16 protein-coding genes and 1 tRNA gene are annotated in these 20,037 nt (G+C 66.4%); 13 read left to right on the plus strand and 4 right to left on the minus strand.

The window, feature by feature from the left end; translation table 11 throughout:
• Positions 1-64 precede the first annotated feature (64 nt).
• Together ACAM57_RS02620 and ACAM57_RS02625 are read right to left on the minus strand one after the other, a co-directional pair.
• Positions 65-3,232 (minus strand): efflux RND transporter permease subunit, encoded by a 3,168-nt coding sequence (locus ACAM57_RS02620; RefSeq protein ID WP_369660609.1) that lies wholly within the window; start codon positions 3,230-3,232, stop codon positions 65-67.
• 18 nt (positions 3,233-3,250) lie between these two features.
• Positions 3,251-4,555 (minus strand): efflux RND transporter periplasmic adaptor subunit, encoded by a 1,305-nt coding sequence (locus ACAM57_RS02625; protein ID WP_369660610.1) that lies wholly within the window; start codon positions 4,553-4,555, stop codon positions 3,251-3,253.
• 178 nt (positions 4,556-4,733) lie between these two features.
• Here ACAM57_RS02625 and ACAM57_RS02630 point away from each other — a divergent pair, with 178 nt between their 5' ends.
• Together ACAM57_RS02630 and ACAM57_RS02635 are read left to right on the plus strand one after the other, a co-directional pair.
• On the plus strand, positions 4,734-5,408 hold the full coding sequence (locus ACAM57_RS02630) for a TetR family transcriptional regulator (RefSeq protein WP_369660611.1): 675 nt from the start codon (positions 4,734-4,736) through the stop codon (positions 5,406-5,408).
• Between the two features lie 43 nt (positions 5,409-5,451).
• Positions 5,452-5,526: transfer RNA gene (locus tag ACAM57_RS02635), tRNA-Arg, on the plus strand.
• Positions 5,527-5,913: 387 nt separating this feature from the next.
• On the opposite strand, the gene ACAM57_RS02640 is transcribed toward ACAM57_RS02635, so the two are convergent.
• Positions 5,914-6,885 (minus strand): LysR family transcriptional regulator, encoded by a 972-nt coding sequence (locus ACAM57_RS02640; RefSeq protein WP_369660612.1) that lies wholly within the window; start codon positions 6,883-6,885, stop codon positions 5,914-5,916.
• A gap of 74 nt (positions 6,886-6,959) precedes the next feature.
• Between ACAM57_RS02640 and ACAM57_RS02645 the strand changes: the two genes are divergently transcribed.
• The 11 genes from ACAM57_RS02645 (at position 6,960) to ACAM57_RS02695 (ending at position 19,063) form a co-directional block, all read left to right on the plus strand.
• Entirely contained in the window at positions 6,960-7,532 is a 573-nt protein-coding gene (locus ACAM57_RS02645) for a GAF domain-containing protein (protein WP_369660613.1), read from the plus strand.
• A complete protein-coding gene (locus ACAM57_RS02650; RefSeq protein WP_369660614.1) occupies positions 7,523-7,945 on the plus strand; it encodes a VOC family protein in 423 nt (140 codons plus the stop codon). The genes ACAM57_RS02645 and ACAM57_RS02650 overlap by 10 nt, the downstream gene beginning before the upstream one ends.
• Positions 7,942-8,718 carry an alpha/beta fold hydrolase gene (locus ACAM57_RS02655; protein WP_369660615.1) on the plus strand — a complete coding sequence of 259 codons (777 nt, stop codon included), beginning with the start codon at positions 7,942-7,944 and terminating at the stop codon, positions 8,716-8,718. The genes ACAM57_RS02650 and ACAM57_RS02655 overlap by 4 nt, the downstream gene beginning before the upstream one ends.
• A gap of 19 nt (positions 8,719-8,737) precedes the next feature.
• Positions 8,738-9,538: an ABC transporter ATP-binding protein gene (locus ACAM57_RS02660; protein ID WP_369660616.1), complete on the plus strand. Its 801-nt coding sequence runs from the start codon at positions 8,738-8,740 to the stop codon at positions 9,536-9,538.
• Between the two features lie 42 nt (positions 9,539-9,580).
• Positions 9,581-10,462 (plus strand): ABC transporter permease, encoded by an 882-nt coding sequence (locus ACAM57_RS02665; protein ID WP_369660617.1) that lies wholly within the window; start codon positions 9,581-9,583, stop codon positions 10,460-10,462.
• 54 nt (positions 10,463-10,516) lie between these two features.
• Positions 10,517-11,614, plus strand: a complete 1,098-nt coding sequence (locus tag ACAM57_RS02670) for an ABC transporter substrate-binding protein (RefSeq protein ID WP_369660618.1) — start codon at positions 10,517-10,519, stop codon at positions 11,612-11,614.
• A 21-nt stretch (positions 11,615-11,635) separates the two neighbouring features.
• Positions 11,636-12,760, plus strand: coding sequence for an FAD-dependent monooxygenase (locus tag ACAM57_RS02675; protein WP_369660619.1), 1,125 nt, complete (start codon positions 11,636-11,638; stop codon positions 12,758-12,760).
• Between the two features lie 276 nt (positions 12,761-13,036).
• Positions 13,037-15,772 (plus strand): type VI secretion system Vgr family protein, encoded by a 2,736-nt coding sequence (locus tag ACAM57_RS02680; RefSeq protein ID WP_369660620.1) that lies wholly within the window; start codon positions 13,037-13,039, stop codon positions 15,770-15,772.
• Positions 15,773-15,789: 17 nt separating this feature from the next.
• On the plus strand, positions 15,790-17,670 hold the full coding sequence (locus ACAM57_RS02685) for a LysM peptidoglycan-binding domain-containing protein (RefSeq protein ID WP_369660621.1): 1,881 nt from the start codon (positions 15,790-15,792) through the stop codon (positions 17,668-17,670).
• Positions 17,667-18,221, plus strand: a complete 555-nt coding sequence (locus ACAM57_RS02690; RefSeq protein WP_184642084.1) for a hypothetical protein — start codon at positions 17,667-17,669, stop codon at positions 18,219-18,221. The genes ACAM57_RS02685 and ACAM57_RS02690 overlap by 4 nt, the downstream gene beginning before the upstream one ends.
• A 113-nt stretch (positions 18,222-18,334) precedes the next feature.
• Positions 18,335-19,063 carry a glutathione S-transferase gene (locus tag ACAM57_RS02695; protein ID WP_184642083.1) on the plus strand — a complete coding sequence of 243 codons (729 nt, stop codon included), beginning with the start codon at positions 18,335-18,337 and terminating at the stop codon, positions 19,061-19,063.
• Here the strand turns inward: ACAM57_RS02695 and rsmI are convergent.
• A complete protein-coding gene (rsmI, locus tag ACAM57_RS02700) occupies positions 19,060-20,010 on the minus strand; it encodes a 16S rRNA (cytidine(1402)-2'-O)-methyltransferase (protein WP_369660622.1) in 951 nt (316 codons plus the stop codon). The two genes, ACAM57_RS02695 and rsmI, sit on opposite strands and share 4 nt — an antisense overlap.
• Positions 20,011-20,037: the final 27 nt, after the last annotated feature.

Here is a 20,037-nt window from a genome sequence, read left to right on the forward strand (position 1 = left end):
TGCCCCCTGCAAGGGGGTGGGCGTAGCGACACGCAGTGCGCGAAGCCTGGGGGTGTGCCCGAGTTCAGTCATATTTGGTTTTCTCCGCGGAGATGCCCGCGGCTTCTGCATGCCGCTTGTCGGCCTCGTGCTGGCGCGCGCTGCCCTTGAACAGGCTGCGCACCACCACGAAGAACACCGGCACGAAGATCACGGCCAGCGCGGTGCCTGTCACCATGCCGCCCAGCACGCCGGTGCCGATGGCACGCTGGCTGGCGGAGCCGGCGCCCGAGGCGATCGCCAGCGGCACCACGCCCAGGCCGAAGGCCAGCGAGGTCATGATGATCGGGCGGAACCGCAGGTGGGCGGCGGCCAGGGCCGATTCGATGATGCCCTTGCCCTGCGCCTGCAGGTCCTTCGCGAACTCGATGATCAGGATCGCGTTCTTCGCGGACAGGCCGATGATCGTGATCAGGCCCACCTGGAAGTACACGTCGTTCGAATAGGCGCGCAGCATCGTTGCCACCAGCACGCCCAGCACGCCCAGCGGCACCACCAGGATCACCGACAGCGGGATCGACCAGCTCTCGTACAGCGCGGCCAGGCAGAGGAACACCGCCAGGATCGCGAAGCCGTACAGGATGATGGCCTGCGAGCCGGCGAGCTTTTCTTCTCGCGACTGGCCGGTCCATTCGTAGCCGAAGCCGGCGGGCAGCTGCGATGCGAGCTTCTCCATCTCGGCCATCGCCGCGCCGGTGCTGTAGCCCGGTGCCGCGTCGCCGCTGATGCGGATCGCCGGATAGCCGTTGTAGCGCACCGTCTGCGTGGCGCCCGTGACCCACTTGGTGGTCGCGAAGGCCGACAGCGGCACAGGCTGGCCCTGCGTGTTGCTGGCGTTCAGCTTGAGCAGGTCGTCGGGCTGCATCCGCGCCGGAGCGTCGGCCTGCACCACCACCCGCTGCAGGCGGCCGCGGTTCGGGAAGTCGTTGATGTAGCTCGAGCCCAGCGCGGTCGACAGCGTCGCGTTGATCGCGTCGAAGCTCACGCCCAGCGCGTTCGCCTTGTCGCGGTCGATGTCGATCTGCAGCTGCGGCGCGTCTTCAAGGCCGTCGGGACGGACCTGCGCCAGCACCTTGCTCTGCGAGGCCATGCCCAGCAGCTGGTTGCGCGCATTGATCAGCGCATCATGGCCCGCGCCGGATCGGTCTTGCAGGCGGAAGCTGAAGCCGCTGGCGTTGCCCAGTTCGGGAATGGGCGGCGGGCTCAGCGGGTAGATGAAGGCGTCGCGGATGCCCGAGAGCGCACCGAAGGCACGGCCGGCCAGCGCGCTGGCCGAGTGGGCCGGGTCCTTGCGTTCTTCCCAGTCCTTCAGCGTCACGAAGGCGAGGCCCGCGTTCTGGCCCTGGCCCGAGAAGCTGAAGCCCATCACGCCCACCATGCTCTGCACTTCGGGCTGCTTCAGGATGAAGCCCTCGACCTGCTGCATGACCGACAGCGCACGCTCCTGCGTGGCGCCGGGCGGCAGCTGCACGTTCACGATGATGTTGCCCTGGTCTTCCTGCGGCAGGAACGAGCTCGGCAGGCGGCTGTAGGTGAACGCCACGGCGCCGATGATGGCGACGTAGATCGCCAGGTAGCGCGCGGCGCGGCGCAGGATGCGCGCGACGATGCCTTCGTAGCCCTTGGCCGTGCGTGCGAAGCCGCGGTTGAACCAGCCGAAGAAGCCGGTCTTCTCATGGTGATGGCCGGCTTCCACCGGCTTGAGCAGCGTGGCGCACAGCGCCGGCGTGAGCGACAGCGCCATGAAGGCCGAGAAGGCGATCGAGGCCACCATCACCGCGGAGAACTGGCGGTAGATGTTGCCGGTCGAGCCCGCGAAGAAGGCCAGCGGCACGAACACCGAGATCAGCACCACCGTCACGCCGATGATGGCGCCGGAGATCTGCCGCATCGCCTTGCGCGTGGCTTCGAGCGGCGAGAGCCCCTCCTCGCTCATGATGCGCTCGACGTTCTCCACCACCACGATCGCGTCGTCCACCACGATGCCGATCACCAGCACCATGCCGAACATGGTCAGCACGTTGATCGAGAAGCCCAGCGCCAGCAGCGAGGCGAAGGTGCCCAGCAGCGCCACCGGCACCACGATGGTCGGGATGATCGTGTAGCGCCAGTTCTGCAGGAACAGGAACATCACGAGGAACACCAGCGCCACGGCTTCCAGCAGCGTCTTGACCACTTCGCTGATCGAGATCTGCACGAAGCGCGAGCTGTCGTACGGAATGGCCCACTTCACGCCCTGCGGGAAGTAGCGCTCGAGCTCGGCCATCTTGGCGCGGATCGCCTTGGCCGACTGCAGTGCGTTGCCGTTGGGCGTGGGCTGCACGCCGACACCGACCGCGGGCACGCCGTTCAGGCGCGCCGAGGTGGCGTACGACTGGCCGCCGAGTTCCACGCGCGCCACGTCCTTCAGCCGCACGGTCGAGCCGTCGGTGTTGGCGCGCAGCACGATGTTCTTGAACTGCTCGACGTTGACCAGCTGGCCGTTCACCGTCACCGTGGCCGCGATGGCCTGGCCGGGAATGTTGGGCAGGTCGCCCAGCGTGCCCGAGGACACCTGCGCGTTCTGCGCGCGGATGGCGTTGTTGACGTCGGTGGCCGACAGGTTGAAGCCCTGCAGCTTGGCCGGGTCGATCCACACGCGCATCGCGTTCTCGGAGCCGAAGAGCTGCGCCTGGCCCACGCCGACCACGCGCTGGAGTTCGGGCACGACGTTGCGCGCGGCGTAATCGCCGAGCGCCACAGGGTCGAAGTTCGGGTTGTCCGAGGACAGCATCACGAACATGAGGAAGTTGTTGCGCGACTTGTCCACGCGCACGCCCTGCTGCGTCACGGCGGAAGGCAGGCGCGGCGTCGCGCGCGACAGCCGGTTCTGCACGTCCACCTGCGCGAGGTCGTCGTTGGTGCCGGGCTCGAAGCTGATCGTGATGGAGCCGGTGCCGTCGGCCTGGGCCACCGATTCCATGTAGATCAGGCCCGGCGAGCCGTTCATTTCACGCTCGATGACGGACAGCACGCTGTCCTCGAGCGTCTGTGCCGAGGCGCCCGGGTAGGCGACGTTGATGACGATGGCGGGCGGCGCCACCGGCGGGTACTGCGAGATCGGCAGCTGGGTGATTGACACGCCGCCCACCACCAGGATGAACAGTGCGATCACCCAGGCGAAGATCGGTCGGTCGATGAAGAATTTGGCCATTTGCGGGCGCGCTCCTGATTACTTCTTTTCGGCCGGGGCCTTGTCGGCCGGAGCCTTCTCAGCGGAGGCGGCTGCGGCGGGCGCGGCTGCCTCGGCGGCGGGCTTGGGCGCGCCGCCGTTGGGGTTCGGCTTGGTCCACGGGACTGCCTTCACCGGCGTGCCCGGCGGCATCATCTGCAGCTTCTGGAAGCCGTCGACCATCACCTGCTCGCCGGCCTTCAGGCCATCGAGCACAACCCACTGGTTGTCCTTGGCGGCGCTGATCTTGACGGTGCGCTTGCTGATCTTGCCGTCCTTGTCGACCACCGACACCGTATCGCCCTGCTGGGTGCGCGTGACGGCCTGCTGCGGCACCGTGATCGCGTTGGTGGCCTGGGCCTGCTCGAGCTTCACGCGCACGTACAGGCCAGGCAGCAGCTCGCCCTTGGGGTTGGGCACTTCGGCGCGAAGCGTGACCTGGCCGGTGGTGGAATCGACCGTGAGGTCGGAGAACAGCAGCTTGCCCTCGAGCGGGTAGTCGGTGCCGTCTTCCAGCACCACGCGGATGCTCGCGGCTTCGTCGCCGCTGGCGCGCTTGTACTGTCCGTCGGCCACGGCCTTGCGCAGCTTCAGCACGTCGGAGGCCGACTGCGTGAAGTTCACGTACAGCGGGTTGATCTGCTGCACCACGGCGAGCTCGGTGGCGTCGCCCTGGCCCACCAGCGCGCCTTCGGTGACGAGGGCGCGGCCGATGCGACCGGCGATGGGCGAGGTCACGTCGGCATAGCCGAGGTTGATCTTGGCCGTCTGCACCGCTGCGCGGCCGGCGGCCACGTCGGCTTCGGCGGTTTTCTGCGATGCGACGGCGGTCGCGTATTCCTGCTTGCTCACCGCGTTGGCCTCGACCAGCGGCTTGTAGCGGTCGGCCAGGGCCTTGGCCTGCACGGCGTTGGCTTCGGCGCGTGCGAGCGTGGCCTGGGCGTTCTGGGCGGCGGCCACCAGCGGCGCCGGATCGATGCGGAACAGCAACTGGCCGGCCTTCACGTCGCTGCCCTCGCGGAATTCACGTTTCAGCAGGATGCCCGATGCGCGGGCGCGGACCTGGGCGACGCGGGAGGCTTCGAGGCGACCGGGCAGTTCGGTAACAAGTCCGACGTCGGTCGGCGCGGCCACGACCACGCCGACTTCGGGCGCGGGATGACCGCCACCACCACCGCCTCCGCCGCCCGGACCTCCGGGTGCGTCGCTCTTGCCGCAGCCCGCGAGGACCAGCAGGACGACGGCGGCCACGGTCGCGAGGCGCGGCGAAAAGGACGATTGGCGCGAAACATGCAAGAGAGGCATGCGATTCCTTTGAAGCGAAGACGGGAGATGGCGCGTTCGCGGGGCGAACCGGAAACCTGTACGGCCAGGTGGGCCATCGGGGAAGCCGGCTAGTTTACATACATTCATGGATGTATAGTGACAGCCGAGCAATGGCCCCACGATACATAGAGGGCGTTGTCTTTACAAATCAGGAGACTTGGTGGCACGTCGTACGAAGGAAGAAGCATTGGCCACGCGGCATCGTCTGCTCGACGCCGCGGAGCTGCTGTTTCAGGCGCAAGGCGTCTCGCAGACCACGCTGCAGCAGATCGCGCAGCAGGCCGGCGCGACGCGTGGCGCCATCTACTGGCACTTCAAGGACAAGGCCGATCTCTTCAACGCGATGATGGAGCGCGTCATCCTGCCGCTGGAGACCACGCCGAGGGCGGCCGCCACCGCGCCCAACGTCGAGGACCCGCTCGCCGAGATCGAGGAAGGAATGGTCCACGCGCTCAACCTCATGACCACCGACCTGCAGGTGCGCCGCGTGTTCGACATCGCGACCCACAAGGTCGAATACACGCACGACATGGCCTCGGTGCAGCAGCGCCACCTGGATGCCCGCAACGCCTGCGTGGCCGATTTCGAGAAGGCTCTGCGCATGGCCGCGCGCCGAGGCCGCATCAAGCTGCCGGTGCCGGGCCATGTGGCGGCGCAGGGGCTGCACGCGCTGATCAGCGGGCTCATCCAGAACTGGCTGCTCGATCCGGAAGCTTTCGACCTCGTGCCGACGGGAAGGCGCACCTTCAGGGTCTATCTGGCGGGTCTCGGCTTCGCCCGGCCGCAACTGGGAGCCGCGGCTGCGGCAGAGGCCGAAGCTGTCGTCGTCTGATAGGCGATAATGTCGGACTCCGGTGCAAACCGGATCCCAATTTCTCGCTGTATTTCAACGGATAGAATTCGGCCCTCCGAAGGCTGAGATCCAGGTTCGATTCCTGGCGGCGGGACCAGCTACCAAGCCGGACACTTTCAAAAGGTGTCCGGCTTTTTTGTTTTCCGGTCCCTCGTTCGCGGTCAGCGCGATCCGGACGAGGGGAGGCCACCGACAGAAAACCTGGGGACAGTCCCGGTACAAGTCATGCGTTATCCACAGTCGCAGCCGCTTGCCGGATGTTGTTCCCATTTCCGATGCAGCACCGAAGCACGCGCGCTCACAGCGGTACGGCGACCGCAAGTCCCTGTCGCGCAAGGAAAAAGCGGTACTTTCCACAGACAGGGTTTACCCTTATCTACTACTACTATCTTTAAATAAGAAAGAAAGTAGAGAAGAAGGGCGGGACAGAGAAAGAGAAAAAGGGAACGCCGGGTCGCCGTGTCGCCGGCCATGGTGTCGGCGCTCAGCCCGCCGCGCGCTTCATGCGCCGCGCGGTCTCGACGACCGCGGCGCGCAGCGATTGCACCGTCGGGTGCGCCTCCAGTTCCTTCAGCGTGAAGAAGCTCACCGGCGGCAGGTTCCAGCTCAGCCGGTGGGGCAGCGCCGCCAGGTGGCCCGTGCCTTCCATGCCGGCCACGACGTCGCGCGCGAAGATGGTGATCGCGTTGGGCTCCTGGCGCAGCGCCGTCTCGATGCTGCGGATCGACGTGGTCTCCAGGATCGGCAGCGGTGGCTGCACGCCCGCGCCGACGAAGATCGCGTTGTAGGTCCTGCGCATCGGCGTGTTGGGCGGCGGCAGGATCCAGTCGAGCTGCGCGAGCCTGGCCCAGTCGAGCGGGCCGCGCGAGAGGCGCCGCACGTTCTTCGCGCCGACCACGAGGCAGGGCTCCTGCTCGTGGATCGCCTCCTGCACCAGCCCGGTCGCGTCGCCGTCGTAGGAGCGGCCGATGGCGCAGTCGAGTTCGCGCGCGACGAGGCTCGCGACCAGTTCGTCGGTGGTGCCTTCGCGCGCCATCACCGAAATGCGCGGCGTGCGGTCGAGCAGGTGGGTGAGTGCAGCCGACATCAGCTGCTGCGGCACCTGCTGCGTGAACCCCAGCCGCAGCCGCCCGGCGCGGCCCGCCTCGAGCGAGGTGAGCACGCGCGCGGTGGCCTCGAGCTCGGCCAGCCAGCGCCGCGCATAGCGCAGCACCGCCTCGCCCGCGGCCGTGGGCACCAGCCCCCTGCTGGTCCGCTCGAAGAGCGTGCTGCCGAAGATGTCTTCCACCTCGTGCAGTGCCTTGGTGATCGCGGGCTGGCTCAGCTGCATCTCGGCGGCGACGCGGCCGAGCGTGCGGTGCCGGTCGATGGCCTGCAGCAGCGAAAGCTGGCGCAGCTTGAGGCGGGACAGCAGCGTGCGCTGCAGTTCGGCGGCGGGGTCGCGGGCGGTGGACAAGGCCATAACTCCACGGTTATCGGGCTATCAGAAATTATTTCACTTTGGTGAATCGAGGGTCCTAGACTTTTTGCATGGACCCGACCACCGCACCGCCAGCCACCTCCGCGACCTCCGCCACCGCCATCACGGCTGCCTTCCTGGACTCCCTGGCCGAGACGCAGGACGCCGGCGAGGCGATGCGGCTGATCGACCAGCGCCGGCTGCAGGTCGCGCCCGGCAGCATCTTCAGCATCCAGCAGAACGTGACGACCGACGGCGACGCCGCAGGCCAGGTCCTGCTGCGCCGCTTCTATTCGTCGGAGGCGTCGAGCTTTCCGGTGAACGGCGCGAAGCGCAAGACGCTCACGCCCTGGAGCGAATGCCTCTTCGTGCGCGGCCGTGTGTTCGTCGGCGAGGGCGAGCACGTGCTCGCGAGCAACTTCGACGACTTCGAGCAGATGCGCGAATACCGCCTGCGCAGCGTGGTCAACGTGCCGCTGATGCAAGGGCGGACCTGCTTCGCCACCTTCAACGTCTTCGGCACGCGCGAGCACTGGCTGCCGCAGGAAGTGCTGGGCATCCGCATGCTGGCGCTCGCCGCCGCGCGCTGGGTGCCCGTCGCGCCCCGACTGGCCTACAGCTTCGAGGAAACGCCATGCCCGTGACCGCCCTGCACCACTTCACGATCCGCTGCGCGCCGCACGAGCTGCCGCCGCTGCTGGACTTCTACACCCGCGTGATGCGCCTCACCGCCGGCGCGCGGCCGGAGATCCCCGCGCCCGGCGCCTGGCTCTATGCGGACGGCCAGCCGATCGTGCACCTCTACGCGCATCTCTCGATGCCCGACGAGCCGGTCGAGCCCGTCACCGGCCACGTCGACCACATCTCGTTCCGCGCCCATGGGCTCGCCGAGATGCGCGCGCACCTTCGCGCACACGGCGTCGCGTTCGCCGAGGCGCCGATTCCGGGCTGGCCAATCCACCAGCTCTTTCTGCACGACCCGCGCGGCCTGAAGATCGAGATGACTTTCTGGATGGACCAGGAAGATCGGCAGGGCGGGGAAGGGGGCGCGGCATGACCGGCTTCCTGCAGGCCGGCGAACTGCGCGTCGCCTTCGAGCGCGACGGCGAAGGCCCACCGCTGGTGCTCATGCATGGCGCCGAGGCCTCGCGCCAGATGTTCTCGGCGCTGGTGCCGCATCTGTCGAAGCACTTCACCGTGATCGCCTACGACCAGCGCGACTGCGGCGAGACCGAAGGGCCGCAGCGCCCATCGACGCTGGCCGATCTTGCCGACGATGCGCAGCGGCTCATCAAGGCGCTGGGCTTCAGGCGCGCGCACGTGTTCGGCTCGTCCTTCGGCGGGCGTGTGGCGCAGGCGCTGGCGCTGCTGCATCCGCGCTCGGTCGACCACCTCGTGCTCGGCAGCACCTGGCCGCTGCCGAGGCCCTACGAAGAACTGTGCCCCGACGCGAAGCGCCTGGCCGAGCTGCGCAGCGGGCTGCCGGCCACGGCGCAAGAGCTGGCGACATGGTTCTTCCCCGAAGCCTTCCTGCAGCAGCGGCCCGAACTGCGGAGCATCTTCGCGAGCGCACGGCCCGGTTCGGCGCGTTCCGCGCGGCGGATGGCGACGGCGCTGACTGCCATCGAGCGGGGCGTGGCCGACATCGTCGCGCCCACGCTGGTGCTGGCCGGCGAACTCGACCGCGTGGTGCCCCCGAGCGTGACGCTATCGATGGCCGGCCGCATCCGCGGCGCCGATGCGGTACTGCTGCCCGGCATCGGCCACGTCACCGCGATGCAGGCGCCGCAGATGCTGGCGCAGCACATCGTGCGCTTCCTCAAGAACTGAAACCCGAAGGAGCCAGGCCATGAGCACGAACCACGACCGCGCGCGCGGCCGCGCCGACTACATCCGCATCGAAGGGCTATCCAAGCACTTCGGCGACGCAAGCGAAGGCGTGCTCGCGCTGAAGGACATCGACTGCAGCATCGAGCAGGGCAGCTTCGTGACCATCGTCGGGCCCAGCGGCTGCGGCAAGAGCACGCTGCTGCGCATCCTCGCGGGCCTGCTCGACTACGGCATGGGCCGCGTCGTGCTCGACGGCCAGCCCATACGCGGCACGCGGCGCGACGTGGGCGTGGTGTTCCAGAGCTCGATTCTGCTGCCCTGGCGAACCATCCTCGAGAACGTGATGCTGCCCGCCGAGGTGCTGGGCATTCCCGCGAAGCAGGCGCGCGAGCGCGCGATGCAGCTGCTGCACATGGTCCGGCTCGAAGGCTTCGAGCACAAGCTGCCGCGCCAGCTCAGCGGCGGCATGCAGCAGCGTGCCTCCATCGCGCGGGCGTTGCTGCACGACCCCAAGATCCTGCTGATGGACGAGCCCTTCGGCGCGCTCGACGCCATGACGCGCGAGCGCATGAACCTGGAACTACAGCGCATCTGGATGGAAAGCGGCAAGACGGTGGTGCTGATCACGCACTCGATTCCCGAGGCGGTGTTCCTCGGCGACAGGGTCTTCGTGATGTCGCCGCGCCCCGGCACGCTGGAGCGCGTGCTGCCGGTGGACCTGCCGCGTCCGCGCTCGATGGACGTGATGTCGCACCCCGCCTTCGCTGCCGCATCCGCGTCGATCCGCGAACGCTTCTCGCATGCGGCTTCGTTCGACTGATTCCGTCCGTTCGATTCAAAGAGGCCCTCAGATGACCACCGCATGCTCGCCAAGTCCGACCCTCCTGCGCTATCCGGCGACCGCGCGCCGGCCCCCGCCGCCGACCCCAGGCCGCGTCGCCGCGCCAATCCGCTCGCCTCGACGCGGGTGCAGTCGATCCTGCTGCTCGCCGCGCTGCTCGGATCGTGGGAAGCAGGGGTGCGGTTCTTCAAGGTGCCGCAGCACCTCGTGCCGCCGGTCAGCGACATCCTGGTCGCGCTGTGGCGCGGCCTTGCCACCGGGCCGCTCGCGAAGGACGGCTTCTGGTACCACGGCGGCGTGACCGTGACCGAGATCCTGCTGGGCTTTCTCGTCGGCAGCGGCGTCGGTCTCGCGATCGGCATCGTGGTGTCGCAGATGCCGCGGGTCGAGGCGCTGCTGGAGCCCTACGTCGCCGCGCTGCAGAGCGTGCCCAAGGTGGCGGTCGCGCCGATCATCGTGGTGTGGCTGGGCTTCGGCATCGGCTCGAAGGTGATGATCATCTGCCTGCTCACGTTCTTCCCGGTGCTGGTGACCAGCATCGCGGGCTTCAAGGCGGTGGACCCCGACCGCATCGACCTGCTGCGCTCGCTCTCGGCCACGCAGTGGCAGATCTTCCGCAAGGCCAAGTTCCCGAGCGCGCTGCCCTACATCTTCGCGGGGCTGAACATGGCCGCGGCCTTCAGCGTGGTCGGCGCGGTGGTGGGCGAGTTCGTCGGTGCGCAGGCTGGGCTGGGCGTGCTCATCCTGCAGATGGAAGCGCAGGCCGACACCGGCGGCAGCTTCGCGGTGTGCGTGGTGCTGTCGGTGATCGGCATCGTGATGACCGACCTCCTGCGCCGCATCCAGCGCCGCGTGCTGCACTGGATGCCTGTCGACGCCTCGCAGCGGACGGTGAACGTCTGAGCGCTGCATCCCCGGATTCCTGGATTCCCGTTTTTCCGTATGAAGGAGCGAGCCATGTTGACGCGACGTGATTTCGGCCTGGGCCTCGGCGCCCTGGGCCTGGCCGGGAGCCTGCCGGCGCTGGCACAGAGTGTGAGGGTGATGAAGGTGGCGAACACCGCGGCGGTGAACGATCCGCAGCAGTGCTTCTGCACCGCGGGCCAGCACCCGAAGCTGAACTTCTACAAGCCCGGAGGCGTGGACGTGGAGTACGTCAACATGTCGAGCATGACGCAGGCGCTGCAGAGCCTGCGCGCCGGCCACGTCGACTTCGGGCCGGCGGTGCCGGGCATCCTGCTGCCCGCGATGGCGAAGGACCCGTCGCTCGACCTGGTGAGCGTCTACAAGTGGCTGCCGCGCAACGCAAACGTCATCGTGGTGAAGCCCGGCAGCCCGATCAGGTCGGCCGCCGACCTCGCTGGCAAGCGCATCGGCGTGCGCAGCCAGGGCGACACCGGCATCGTCATTACCAGGACCATGCTGGCCGAGCTGGGCCTGAAGGATGACGGCTGCGAGTACATCGCCATCGGCGACGGCGCGCCGGCCGGCGCGGCGATCGACAACGACCGCGTGGACGCGATGGTGGCCTTCGACACCGCAGCCGCCCGCATCGAGCTGGTGGGAACGAAGCTGCGCTACGTGCCGCTCACGCCCAGGTTCGCGCAGGTGGGCTCGGGCTGGATGTGCGTGCCGCGCAAGATGCTCAAGGAGGACCGCAAGTCGCTGGTGGCGCTGTTCCGCGGCATCGCGAAGTCGACCCTGTTCTCGAACGCGAATCTCGAAGCCGCGATCAACCTGCACTGGGCGGTCTATCCCGAGAGCCGGCCCAAGGGCCGAAGCGAGGACGACGCGCGCAAGGAGCTCGCCTTCATCCTGAAGGACCGCAAGAACAGCTGGATGCGCCGCCCCGACGACCCCGACCAGCGCATGGGCGCGTCGTCGACGGCCGAATGGAAGGCCAACGTCGAGATGGCCGCCGAGGCCAGCAAGAACCCCAAGCTCGCGAGCGAACTCGGCGACCCGAACCGGCTGTTCACCAACGAGCTGATCGACGAGATCAACGCTTTCGACAAGCAGGCGGTGATCCAGATGGCCCGCGAATTCAAGCTTTAGCCGCAGAAGGAGGATCAGCCCATGGACGTACTCGTTTCCGGCGCCAGCATGGCCGGCCTGTCGGCCGCCTGCTGGTTCGCCCGCCTGGGCCACCGGGTCACCGTGGTCGAGCGCGCCGACGGGCTGCGCCCGGGCGGCGCACCCATCGACGTTCGTGGCCGCGCGCTCGGCACCGCGCAGCGCATGGGCATCCTGCAGAGAATCGCCGAGGAGCAGGTCGCCATCGTCGAGCCGGCGCCGGTGCTCGACGGCAGCGGAACGCAGGTCGCTTCGCTCGACCTGCGCTGGTTCGCCAACGAGACCGACGAGGACATCGAGATCACGCGCGACCGCCTCAACCGGATCCTGCTGGACGCCATTCCGTCGGGCGTGGAGTTCCGCTTCAGGACTTCGATCGTGTCGCTCGACGATCGAGCGGGCGGAGTGGACATCGGCTTCACCGACGGCGCGAGGGGCCGCTACGACCTGGTCGTCGGCGCCGACGGCCTGCACTCCAACGTGCGCAGGCTGGCCTTCGGGCCTGAGAGGGACTACGTGCGGCACTTCGGCCACTACGTCGCGCTCGTCGATCTGCCGCCCGGCCGGCCATGGCGCCGGGCGATGCTCAACGTGCCCGGCCTCGCCATCGCCGTGCGCGACGCCGGCGACGGGCCGCAGGGAATGATGATCGTCGCCAGCCCCGAGATCGACTACGACTACCGCGACCTCGATGCGCAGCGCAGGCTGCTCGGCCGGTTCCTCTCGCGCGTGGATGCCTGGCAGGTGCCTGCGATGCGCGCGGCCTTCATCGACCCCGATGCCAAGGGCTTCTACTTCGACTCGGTGAGCCAGACGCGCATGCCGGGCTGGATCAAGGGCAATGTCGCGGTCATCGGCGATGCGGGGCATTGCGCCGCGCTGCTGTCGGGCATGGGCACGACGCTGGCGATGGTCTCGGCGGAACTCCTGGCGAACACCTGGACCGAGCACGGCGGCGACATGGCTGCGGCGTCGCCGGTCTATCACGAGAAGCTGCGGCCGTATGTCGAGCAGTGCCAGGCCTTCGCGAGCGAAGGCGCGCCGATCATGGTGCCCGCGACGCAGGAGGCGCTCGACGAGCGCAACGCGATGTTCCGCGCGTACGCGGACAGGTTCGCGAACGCGTGATCCGCATCGGCCGCGTCCCATGCGGCTTGTGAACATTCGACACCTGCGATCCGACGCACACAGAGGCGTCGCCGCCGCTGCGCGCATTCGTTCACGAATCCGCTGAAGCATTCGTCGGCGCCGAACGAAAGACGCCGCGCACTTGGATACTCCGACGAAACATGCCGCCGAACAGAGCGGCAACGAATGATTTCAGGGAGGATCCATGTCCATCTTCGATGGCACGCGCCGGCACGTTCGCCCGGCGCCGTGCGCCGTTGCGTCCGCGGTGGTGCGATGACGCGCCGGGTTTCCATTCAGACCCCGTTGCGGGAAGCGCTGCAATTCCATTGGCTGACCGGCCGCGAGGCGCTGAGCCGGCTCCACGACTTCGATGTGGAACTGCTGGGCAGCAGCAACAGCGTCGATCCGAAGATGCTGCTCGGCAAGACCGTTACCCTGGCGATGCAGACCGAGAGCGGCGGCACGCGCTACCTGGGCGGCGTCGTCGCGTCCTTCGGCCTGGCCGGAGAGGACGCACGCCATAGCTTCTACCGAATGAAGCTGCGCCCATGGCTGTGGCTCGCGACGCGACGCAGCGACTTCCGAATCTTCCAGGGCAGGACCGTTCCGGACATCGTCGCCGACGTGCTCGAAGCCTACGGCTACCCCATGGAGAAGCGGCTGGCCCGCGATTACCGCGTGTGGGAGTACTGCGTGCAGTACGGCGAGAGCGATTTCTCCTTCGTCTCGCGGCTGTGCGAGCTGGAAGGCATCTACTACTACTTCCGGCATGAGGCTCAGCGGCAGGTGCTGGTGTTTGCGGATGACGTGCTGGGCTCGCACGATCCGATGCCCGGAGGGGAGACGGTGCGGTTTCATCCGTTGGAGAAGGCGGGAATGACCGGCGGTGGCGATGGCTCGAACGAACGCATCCATGAGTGGCGCACGAGCGAAGAAGTCCGTTCCGGCCTGCACTTCACCAACGACTACGACCCGCTCAAGCCAAAGGCCGACCTCTCCAGCCGGCGGGAGCTGCGCACCGGCCACTCGCACGACGAGCTCGAGCTGTACGAATGGCCCGGTGGGTACAGGCATTACGACGACGGCGAGGCCTGTGCACGCACCCGCGTCGAAGAGCAACTGAGCGGTGGCAGCGTTGCCAGCGGCCGCTCCAACAGGCGAGAACTCGCGCCGGGCTGCATCTTCGAGCTGGCGGGCCATCCGAGGGACGATCAGAACCGCAAGTACCTTCTGACTGCCGTCGACTACGAGTTGCGGGAGAACCTCCGGGCCACCGAAGGCGCCGATGCCGGCGAAGGCTCCGTCCAGCGCTTCTGCTTCGATGCGCAGCCCGTGAGCCACGCGTGGCGCCCGCCGCGCGTCACTCCGAAGCCCCGCACCCGCGGACCTCAGACTGCCATCGTCGTCGGGCCGAAGAACGAAGAGATCTGGGTCGACCAGTACGGCCGCGTGAAGGTGCAGTTCCATTGGGACCGCATCGGGCAACGTAACGAGAACTCCAGCTGCTGGATCCGCGTATCCATGGCCTGGGCCGGAGAGACATTCGGGGCGGCTGCGCTGCCGCGCGTCGGCCAGGAGGTGGTCGTCGATTTCCTCGGCGGCGACCCGGACTGTCCCATCATCACCGGCCGTGTGTTCAATGCCGAGAACATGCCCGCGTGGCGGCTGCCCGACCAGCAGAACCTATCGGGCCTGCGCAGCCGTGAATTGAAGGCGGGTGCAGCAGGCGGATCGCGCGGCAACCACCTGGTGCTGGACGATCAACCCGGAAAGATCCAGGCACAGCTCAAGAGCGACCATCTCAGCAGCAGCCTGAGCCTCGGCCACATCGGGCGCATCGACGACACGGCAGGCCGCAAGGACGACCGCGGCGAGGGCGCCGAGTTGCGTACCGATGGCCATGCCGCGGTGCGCGCAGCAAGAGGCTTGCTGCTCAGCACCGAGCCGAGGCCCGGTGCCGATGCGCACATCACCGATCTTGGGGAAACAGTCGCACGCCTGACGGCCGCGCGCGACCTGCATGAACGGCAGAGCCGGACCGCGCAGGAAGCGAAGGCGCACGAAGCGGGCGACCAGGACGCGGTCACCCAGGCCCTCAAGGAACAGAACGATGCGATCAAGGGCCGCCATTCGCGGCAGGGAGATTTCCCTGAACTCCGCGAACCGCACCTCGTGCTCGCCAGTGCGGCAGGCATCCAGAGCACGGCGGCGGGCGCCACCCACATCGCCAGCATCACGCACAACGCACTGAGCAGCGGCGGGCACACCAGCATCAGCGCCGGCAGGAGCTTTCTGGTGAGCGTGAAAGAAGCCGTACGCCTTTTCGCATACAAGGCCATCCGCCTGACCGCAGCCACGGCGGGCATCGACATCGTCGCCCTGCAGAACAGCATCAACCTGCTGGCGAGGCTCGACATCAAGATGGAGTCCGACAGGATCAGCATCAGCGCCAAGGAAGAGGTAGTCATCAACGGCGGCGGCAGCTTTTCCAGGTGGAGTGCCTCCGGCATCGTGCACGGCACCCAGGGCCTTTGGCGCGAGCACGCGGCCATCCACAGCTATGCAGGGCCGATGGACATGGCCAAGCGCCGTCGCATGGAAGGCGTGAGCCACGACGACAAGTACAGCGTGCGCTTCGCGCCCCTTGGCAGCGACGAGATATTCAGGCACGTTGGCATTTCGGGGCTGCCCTACAGGATCCTCGACGAGAAGCGCAAAACCCTGGCCGAAGGCGTCATTCCCGTCGACGGACGGCTGCCCCGCGTCGCATTCGAAACGCCGGACGAGGCAGTGCTGGTGGTGGGCGAGGAAGCGTGGGACTGGGCGCCCGTTCCGACGATCCGCTCCGAGCCAGACAGCGCGGAAGACGATGACCGGGCCGATGACGACGGCGAGACCGAATCGCCGGGAGCGGAAGGCTCCATGTATGCAGCGGCTGCAGGCGCTTTCGACCCCGGCCACTTTCTTTCCGAGTCCGCCATCGAAGCCCACCTGAACGGCTTGGCTTGAGCTAGGGAAACACCCGCATGTCCAGACTGATATCTGCAACCTACCACCCCAACATCGAAGTCGCCGAATTCATCTGCGAAGACGGCCGTCACCTGCTGCGCTCGGGCGGAACGCTGCCGTGGCGCATCAACAATCCCGGCGACCTGACTGCCCGGATGGTTGATGGTGTGCCCGCGCCCAGAAAGGCCAAGGGTTACGTCGGATTCGCCACCACAAGATCGGGCAGGACCTTCCTGATCTTTCCCGACGAAGACGCGGGGCGAGAGGAATTGAAGGCCAACTTGAAGCGCCTGCATGGCGACAGGACGATCCCGGAAGCCATTCCCATCTACGCCCCGAAGAAGGAAAACGACACGGAAAAATATGTGCGCGATCTGCTCAAGACCAGTGGCATTCCGGCCGGCAGAAAAATCGGCGAGTGCAGCGACGCCGAACTCGAAAAGATCGTGAACAGCATTGCCGAGATCGAGGGCTACCACGCCAACGCCGACACGCGGAAGGAAACTTGGGTTGCCGTGAGCAGGATCAACGCGACCGACGGCAGCCAGCCGTTGCCAGGCACGGAGATCATTCTGCAAAGAGGCGGCAAGGAGGAAGCCGTCAAGTCCGATGCAGCGGGGCGATTCCCTCCCGTGATTCACCCGCCTGACAACTCAGCCGTGCTCGTCAAGGTGGCAGCCCCGAAGAGCACGGAGGCCGTGACGGTCGGAACCATCCAGGGCGACGTCGGAAAGGATTTCAACCTGCTGGCGAAATTCAAGAGGTGGAAGGGCGTCGCCGGCTCGGAAAAGATCAACAGCTCGACCCATGGGCAGAGAAAGCCCATGAGCTATGTCGTCCAGCCGGGCGACAGCCTCTGGAAGATCGCGAAGCTGTATCGCACCAGCGTGGAAGCCATCAGGGAGGCCAATGAGCGGGGGCACGACAGGATCTATCCGGGAGAGGTGCTGTTGATTGCGGGGAGCGGCAAGACCAAGTCGGGTCACAGGCCTTCAACTGCTCCTCCTCCCGGCATGGCCGCCGCCAAGCCACCGGCTGCGAGTGCGCCGCCAAGCCCGGCAGCGTTGTCGAGGCCAAAAGTGGTCTCTCCTTCGCCGCCTCCCGCTCCATTCGGAATCAGGCCATCGGACTCGGAGCGGTCGAAGGAGGGCGAGGGGAAGGTTCTGGCGCTGATCAATCCGGTGCCGGGGCGGGCTCCGTGGATGCCCGTCGCGATTGCGGAAGCGAAGCTCAGGCGGGGCGAACTCGAAATCACGCTCCAAGACAAGATCAATTACCACGTCGAGGTGGACGACGGACTCAAGGCCATGGACGGCCCCAGCAATGCGTGGTGCGCCGCGTTTGTGAACTGGTGCCTGATGCAGGCGAAATATCCAATTGAAAACCTTGGCTATCCCAATCGCAAGGTGGCGAAAGCACGCGCGCATGGGTTTTATGAAGTCGACGGGCCAAAAGAGAAATCGGAGAAGACACCGCCCAAAGTCAGAAATCCCTTGTTCGTTGAATTGGATAGGCCGATCTATGGCGCCATCGCCATGGTCACATCGAGACAGGGGCATGGCCGGCACGTCGGGTTTGTCTATGCAAAAAGCGGTGAAGAGGACTTGATCCTTCTTGGAGGCAATCAGCGGAGTCAGATCAGATTTTCTGCTTTTGCCAAAAATTTACGAACTCAGGTAATGGTGAGAAATAAAAATGGAAAAGCGGAAATAAGAAAATCCGGAAGCTCAAGTTATTTGAAATATTTCATCCCCATTGCTTACTATGAGCAAGCAAAAAGGGATCTGGTAGAGCCCGGGTTGAACGAGGCAAATGTTGTGTCGCTGAATTTAATCTTGGGAATTCCTCCGGAAAAGCCTGGGGGAAAGAAGGGAGGTTTGAGTGAAGATATTTCTTGAAAGGGTGGTCGATGTTTGGTTTTAATAAACTGTTCGTTTCGTTTTTGGCTGCTTTCCTTCTCTGGGGGTCTTCCTCGCAATCCTTCGCCGGATATAGAGACGATAGACTCGTTGTCTGGGTGAATTTGGATGAAAGCCCGAGCCGGGAGTTGATCAATAAGATAGTCAAGGATTTTGTGGAGTCAGGAAGGGTCGATGCTGAGTGCGGTGTTTCCTGGCATGAATGGGGGTCGGTGCTCTACATGAAAAAGCGTCCCCCCGGAATAACTGATGAGTTGATTGGAAAAGTGTTTATCGAAAAAGATCGAAAATCTCTTCAGTATTTGAATCGATTTTTGAAGTCTTTCAGGGACGCCGATAGAGAGATCGACGAAGGTCTGGATGGAGTCATTGTGTACTCCAAAAAGAATGGTCCGAAAATGATGAATTTCGTAACCGGCAGGAAAAAGATCAAGACTTTTGAGATGAGGCCGGGTGACGCGTCACCATCCGCCCGAGATATTGAAGATGCGTTCTGCGTGCTCCTGCCGCCTGTTACGCGTGCGCCTTAGGTTCATCCTTTTGCTCGCCCGTTGAGACCTTGGATTTGCGGAGCTTCCATGAATGGGTATCTTGCGCTTCATGCTATTGCGGGGATCGCCACACCCATGCCACCATCTTCCGCATGCCCTACCAACTCCATTACTGGCCCACCATCCAGGGCCGAGGTGAATTCGTCCGGCTCGCGCTCGAAGCTGCCGGCGCGGACTATGTCGACGTGGCGCGTTTGCCCGAGGGCGAGGGCGGTGGCGGATCCGCTCTGGGTGAGCGGCTGGACGACCCGGAGGCCGCGCGCCCTGCCTTCGCGCCGCCGTTCCTCGTCGATGGCGACATCGTGGTCGGGCAGACGGCCGCGATCCTGCTGTATCTGGGCCCCAGGCTCGGCCTGTCGGGCGTAGGCGAATCGGACGGGCTTTGGACGCACCAGCTGCAGCTCACCATCGCCGATGCGGTGGCCGAGGCGCACGACACGCACCATCCGATCTCGGTCGGCGCCTATTACGAAGACCAGCGCGACGCGGCCGTGCAGCGCGCGAAGGCCTTTCGCGAGGAGCGCATACCGAAGTTCCTCGGCTGGTTCGAGCGCGTGCTGCAGCGCAACCCTGCGGGCAGCCAGCATCTGGTGGGCGACACGCTGACCTACGCCGACCTGTCGCTGTTCCAGCTTGTGGACGGTTTGCGCTACGCGTTTCCGAAGGCTTCGGCGCGGGCACTCGCCGCCACGCCCGCGGTGGAGAGGCTGCATGCCAACGTCAAGCGACGCCAGCGCGTGCATGACTATCTGCAGAGTCCGCGCCGTATCGCGTTCAACGAAGATGGCATCTTCAGGCGTTACGCCGAACTGGACGGCTAGTTCTGCTCCGCCTCGTCGCGGATGCGCAGCGCGGCGTCATACAGCGTATTGCGCGGGGCGCCGCTGATCTCCGCCGCCAGCTTCACGGCCGTCTTCACGGGCAGTTCCGTCAGGAGCAGGCGCAGCACGCGCTCGCCTTCGGCCCCGCCGTCACCGCTCACGGCCACGGGGTGCAGCACCAGCGCGAACTCGCCGCGCGTGCGGTCGCGGTCGGTGGCGAACCAGTCGGGTAGGGCACCTGCGGCGACGGTGGCGATTTCCTCGAACTGCTTGGTGAGCTCGCGACCCACGGTGACGCGGCGTTCGCCCAGCGTGGCCAGCGCGCGTGCGAGGTTCTCGATGCGGTGCGGTGCCTCCAGCAGCACGACCGCGCGCGGTTCCTGCGACAGCGCCTGCACGGCCGCATCGCGCTCGCCGGCCTTGTTCGGCAGGAAGCCCGCGAAGACGAAAGCGCTGCTGGCGTTGCCGTCGTGGCCGCCCTCGGCCACCAGCCCCGCCGCGCCGACCAGCGTGGTCACGCTGCTTGCGCCCGGCAGCGGCAGCACGCGTTGTCCGGCGGCGCGCACCGCGGCCGCGAGCCGCGCGCCGGGGTCGCTCACGCCGGGCGTGCCGGCGTCGCTGACGTAGGCGATGCGCTCGCCCTGCGCGAGCCGCGCGACAACCGCCTGCGCCGCCTCGGCCTCGTTGTGCTGGTGTACCGCCAGCAGCCGGGAGCCAGGGCGGTCGATGCCATAGGCGCGCAGCAGGCTCTGCGTGTGGCGCGTGTCCTCGCAGGCGATGGTGTCCACCAGTTGCAGCACATGCAGCGCGCGCAGCGTGATGTCGGCCAGGTTGCCGATGGGCGTGGCGACGACATAGAGCGTGCCCTGCGGATAATGCTGCGCACCCGCGGCGTCATGAGCTGCCGCGAGGGCTGCGCCGAAAGAGGCGGGAGCGAGTGAAGCCAAGGGGTTTCTCCGTCGGAACGAACAGGC

This window comes from Variovorax sp. V15, assembly GCF_041154425.1.
In the GTDB taxonomy this organism is placed as follows: domain Bacteria; phylum Pseudomonadota; class Gammaproteobacteria; order Burkholderiales; family Burkholderiaceae_C; genus Variovorax; species Variovorax guangxiensis.

Bases quoted from the DNA above. Each gene is read 5' to 3' on its own strand.
- ACAM57_RS02625 (WP_369660610.1), bottom strand. From the start codon at position 4,555: ATGCCTCTCTTGCATGTTTCGCGCCAATCGTCCTTTTCGCCGCGCCTC.
- ACAM57_RS02670 (WP_369660618.1), top strand. From the start codon at position 10,517: ATGTTGACGCGACGTGATTTCGGCCTGGGCCTCGGCGCCCTGGGCCTG.
- ACAM57_RS02680 (WP_369660620.1), top strand. From the start codon at position 13,037: ATGACGCGCCGGGTTTCCATTCAGACCCCGTTGCGGGAAGCGCTGCAA.
- ACAM57_RS02655 (WP_369660615.1), top strand. From the start codon at position 7,942: ATGACCGGCTTCCTGCAGGCCGGCGAACTGCGCGTCGCCTTCGAGCGC.
- ACAM57_RS02665 (WP_369660617.1), top strand. From the start codon at position 9,581: ATGCTCGCCAAGTCCGACCCTCCTGCGCTATCCGGCGACCGCGCGCCG.
- ACAM57_RS02645 (WP_369660613.1), top strand. From the start codon at position 6,960: ATGGACCCGACCACCGCACCGCCAGCCACCTCCGCGACCTCCGCCACC.
- ACAM57_RS02660 (WP_369660616.1), top strand. From the start codon at position 8,738: ATGAGCACGAACCACGACCGCGCGCGCGGCCGCGCCGACTACATCCGC.
- ACAM57_RS02675 (WP_369660619.1), top strand. From the start codon at position 11,636: ATGGACGTACTCGTTTCCGGCGCCAGCATGGCCGGCCTGTCGGCCGCC.
- ACAM57_RS02685 (WP_369660621.1), top strand. From the start codon at position 15,790: ATGTCCAGACTGATATCTGCAACCTACCACCCCAACATCGAAGTCGCC.
- ACAM57_RS02695 (WP_184642083.1), top strand. From the start codon at position 18,335: ATGCCCTACCAACTCCATTACTGGCCCACCATCCAGGGCCGAGGTGAA.
- ACAM57_RS02650 (WP_369660614.1), top strand. From the start codon at position 7,523: ATGCCCGTGACCGCCCTGCACCACTTCACGATCCGCTGCGCGCCGCAC.
- ACAM57_RS02620 (WP_369660609.1), bottom strand. From the start codon at position 3,232: ATGGCCAAATTCTTCATCGACCGACCGATCTTCGCCTGGGTGATCGCA.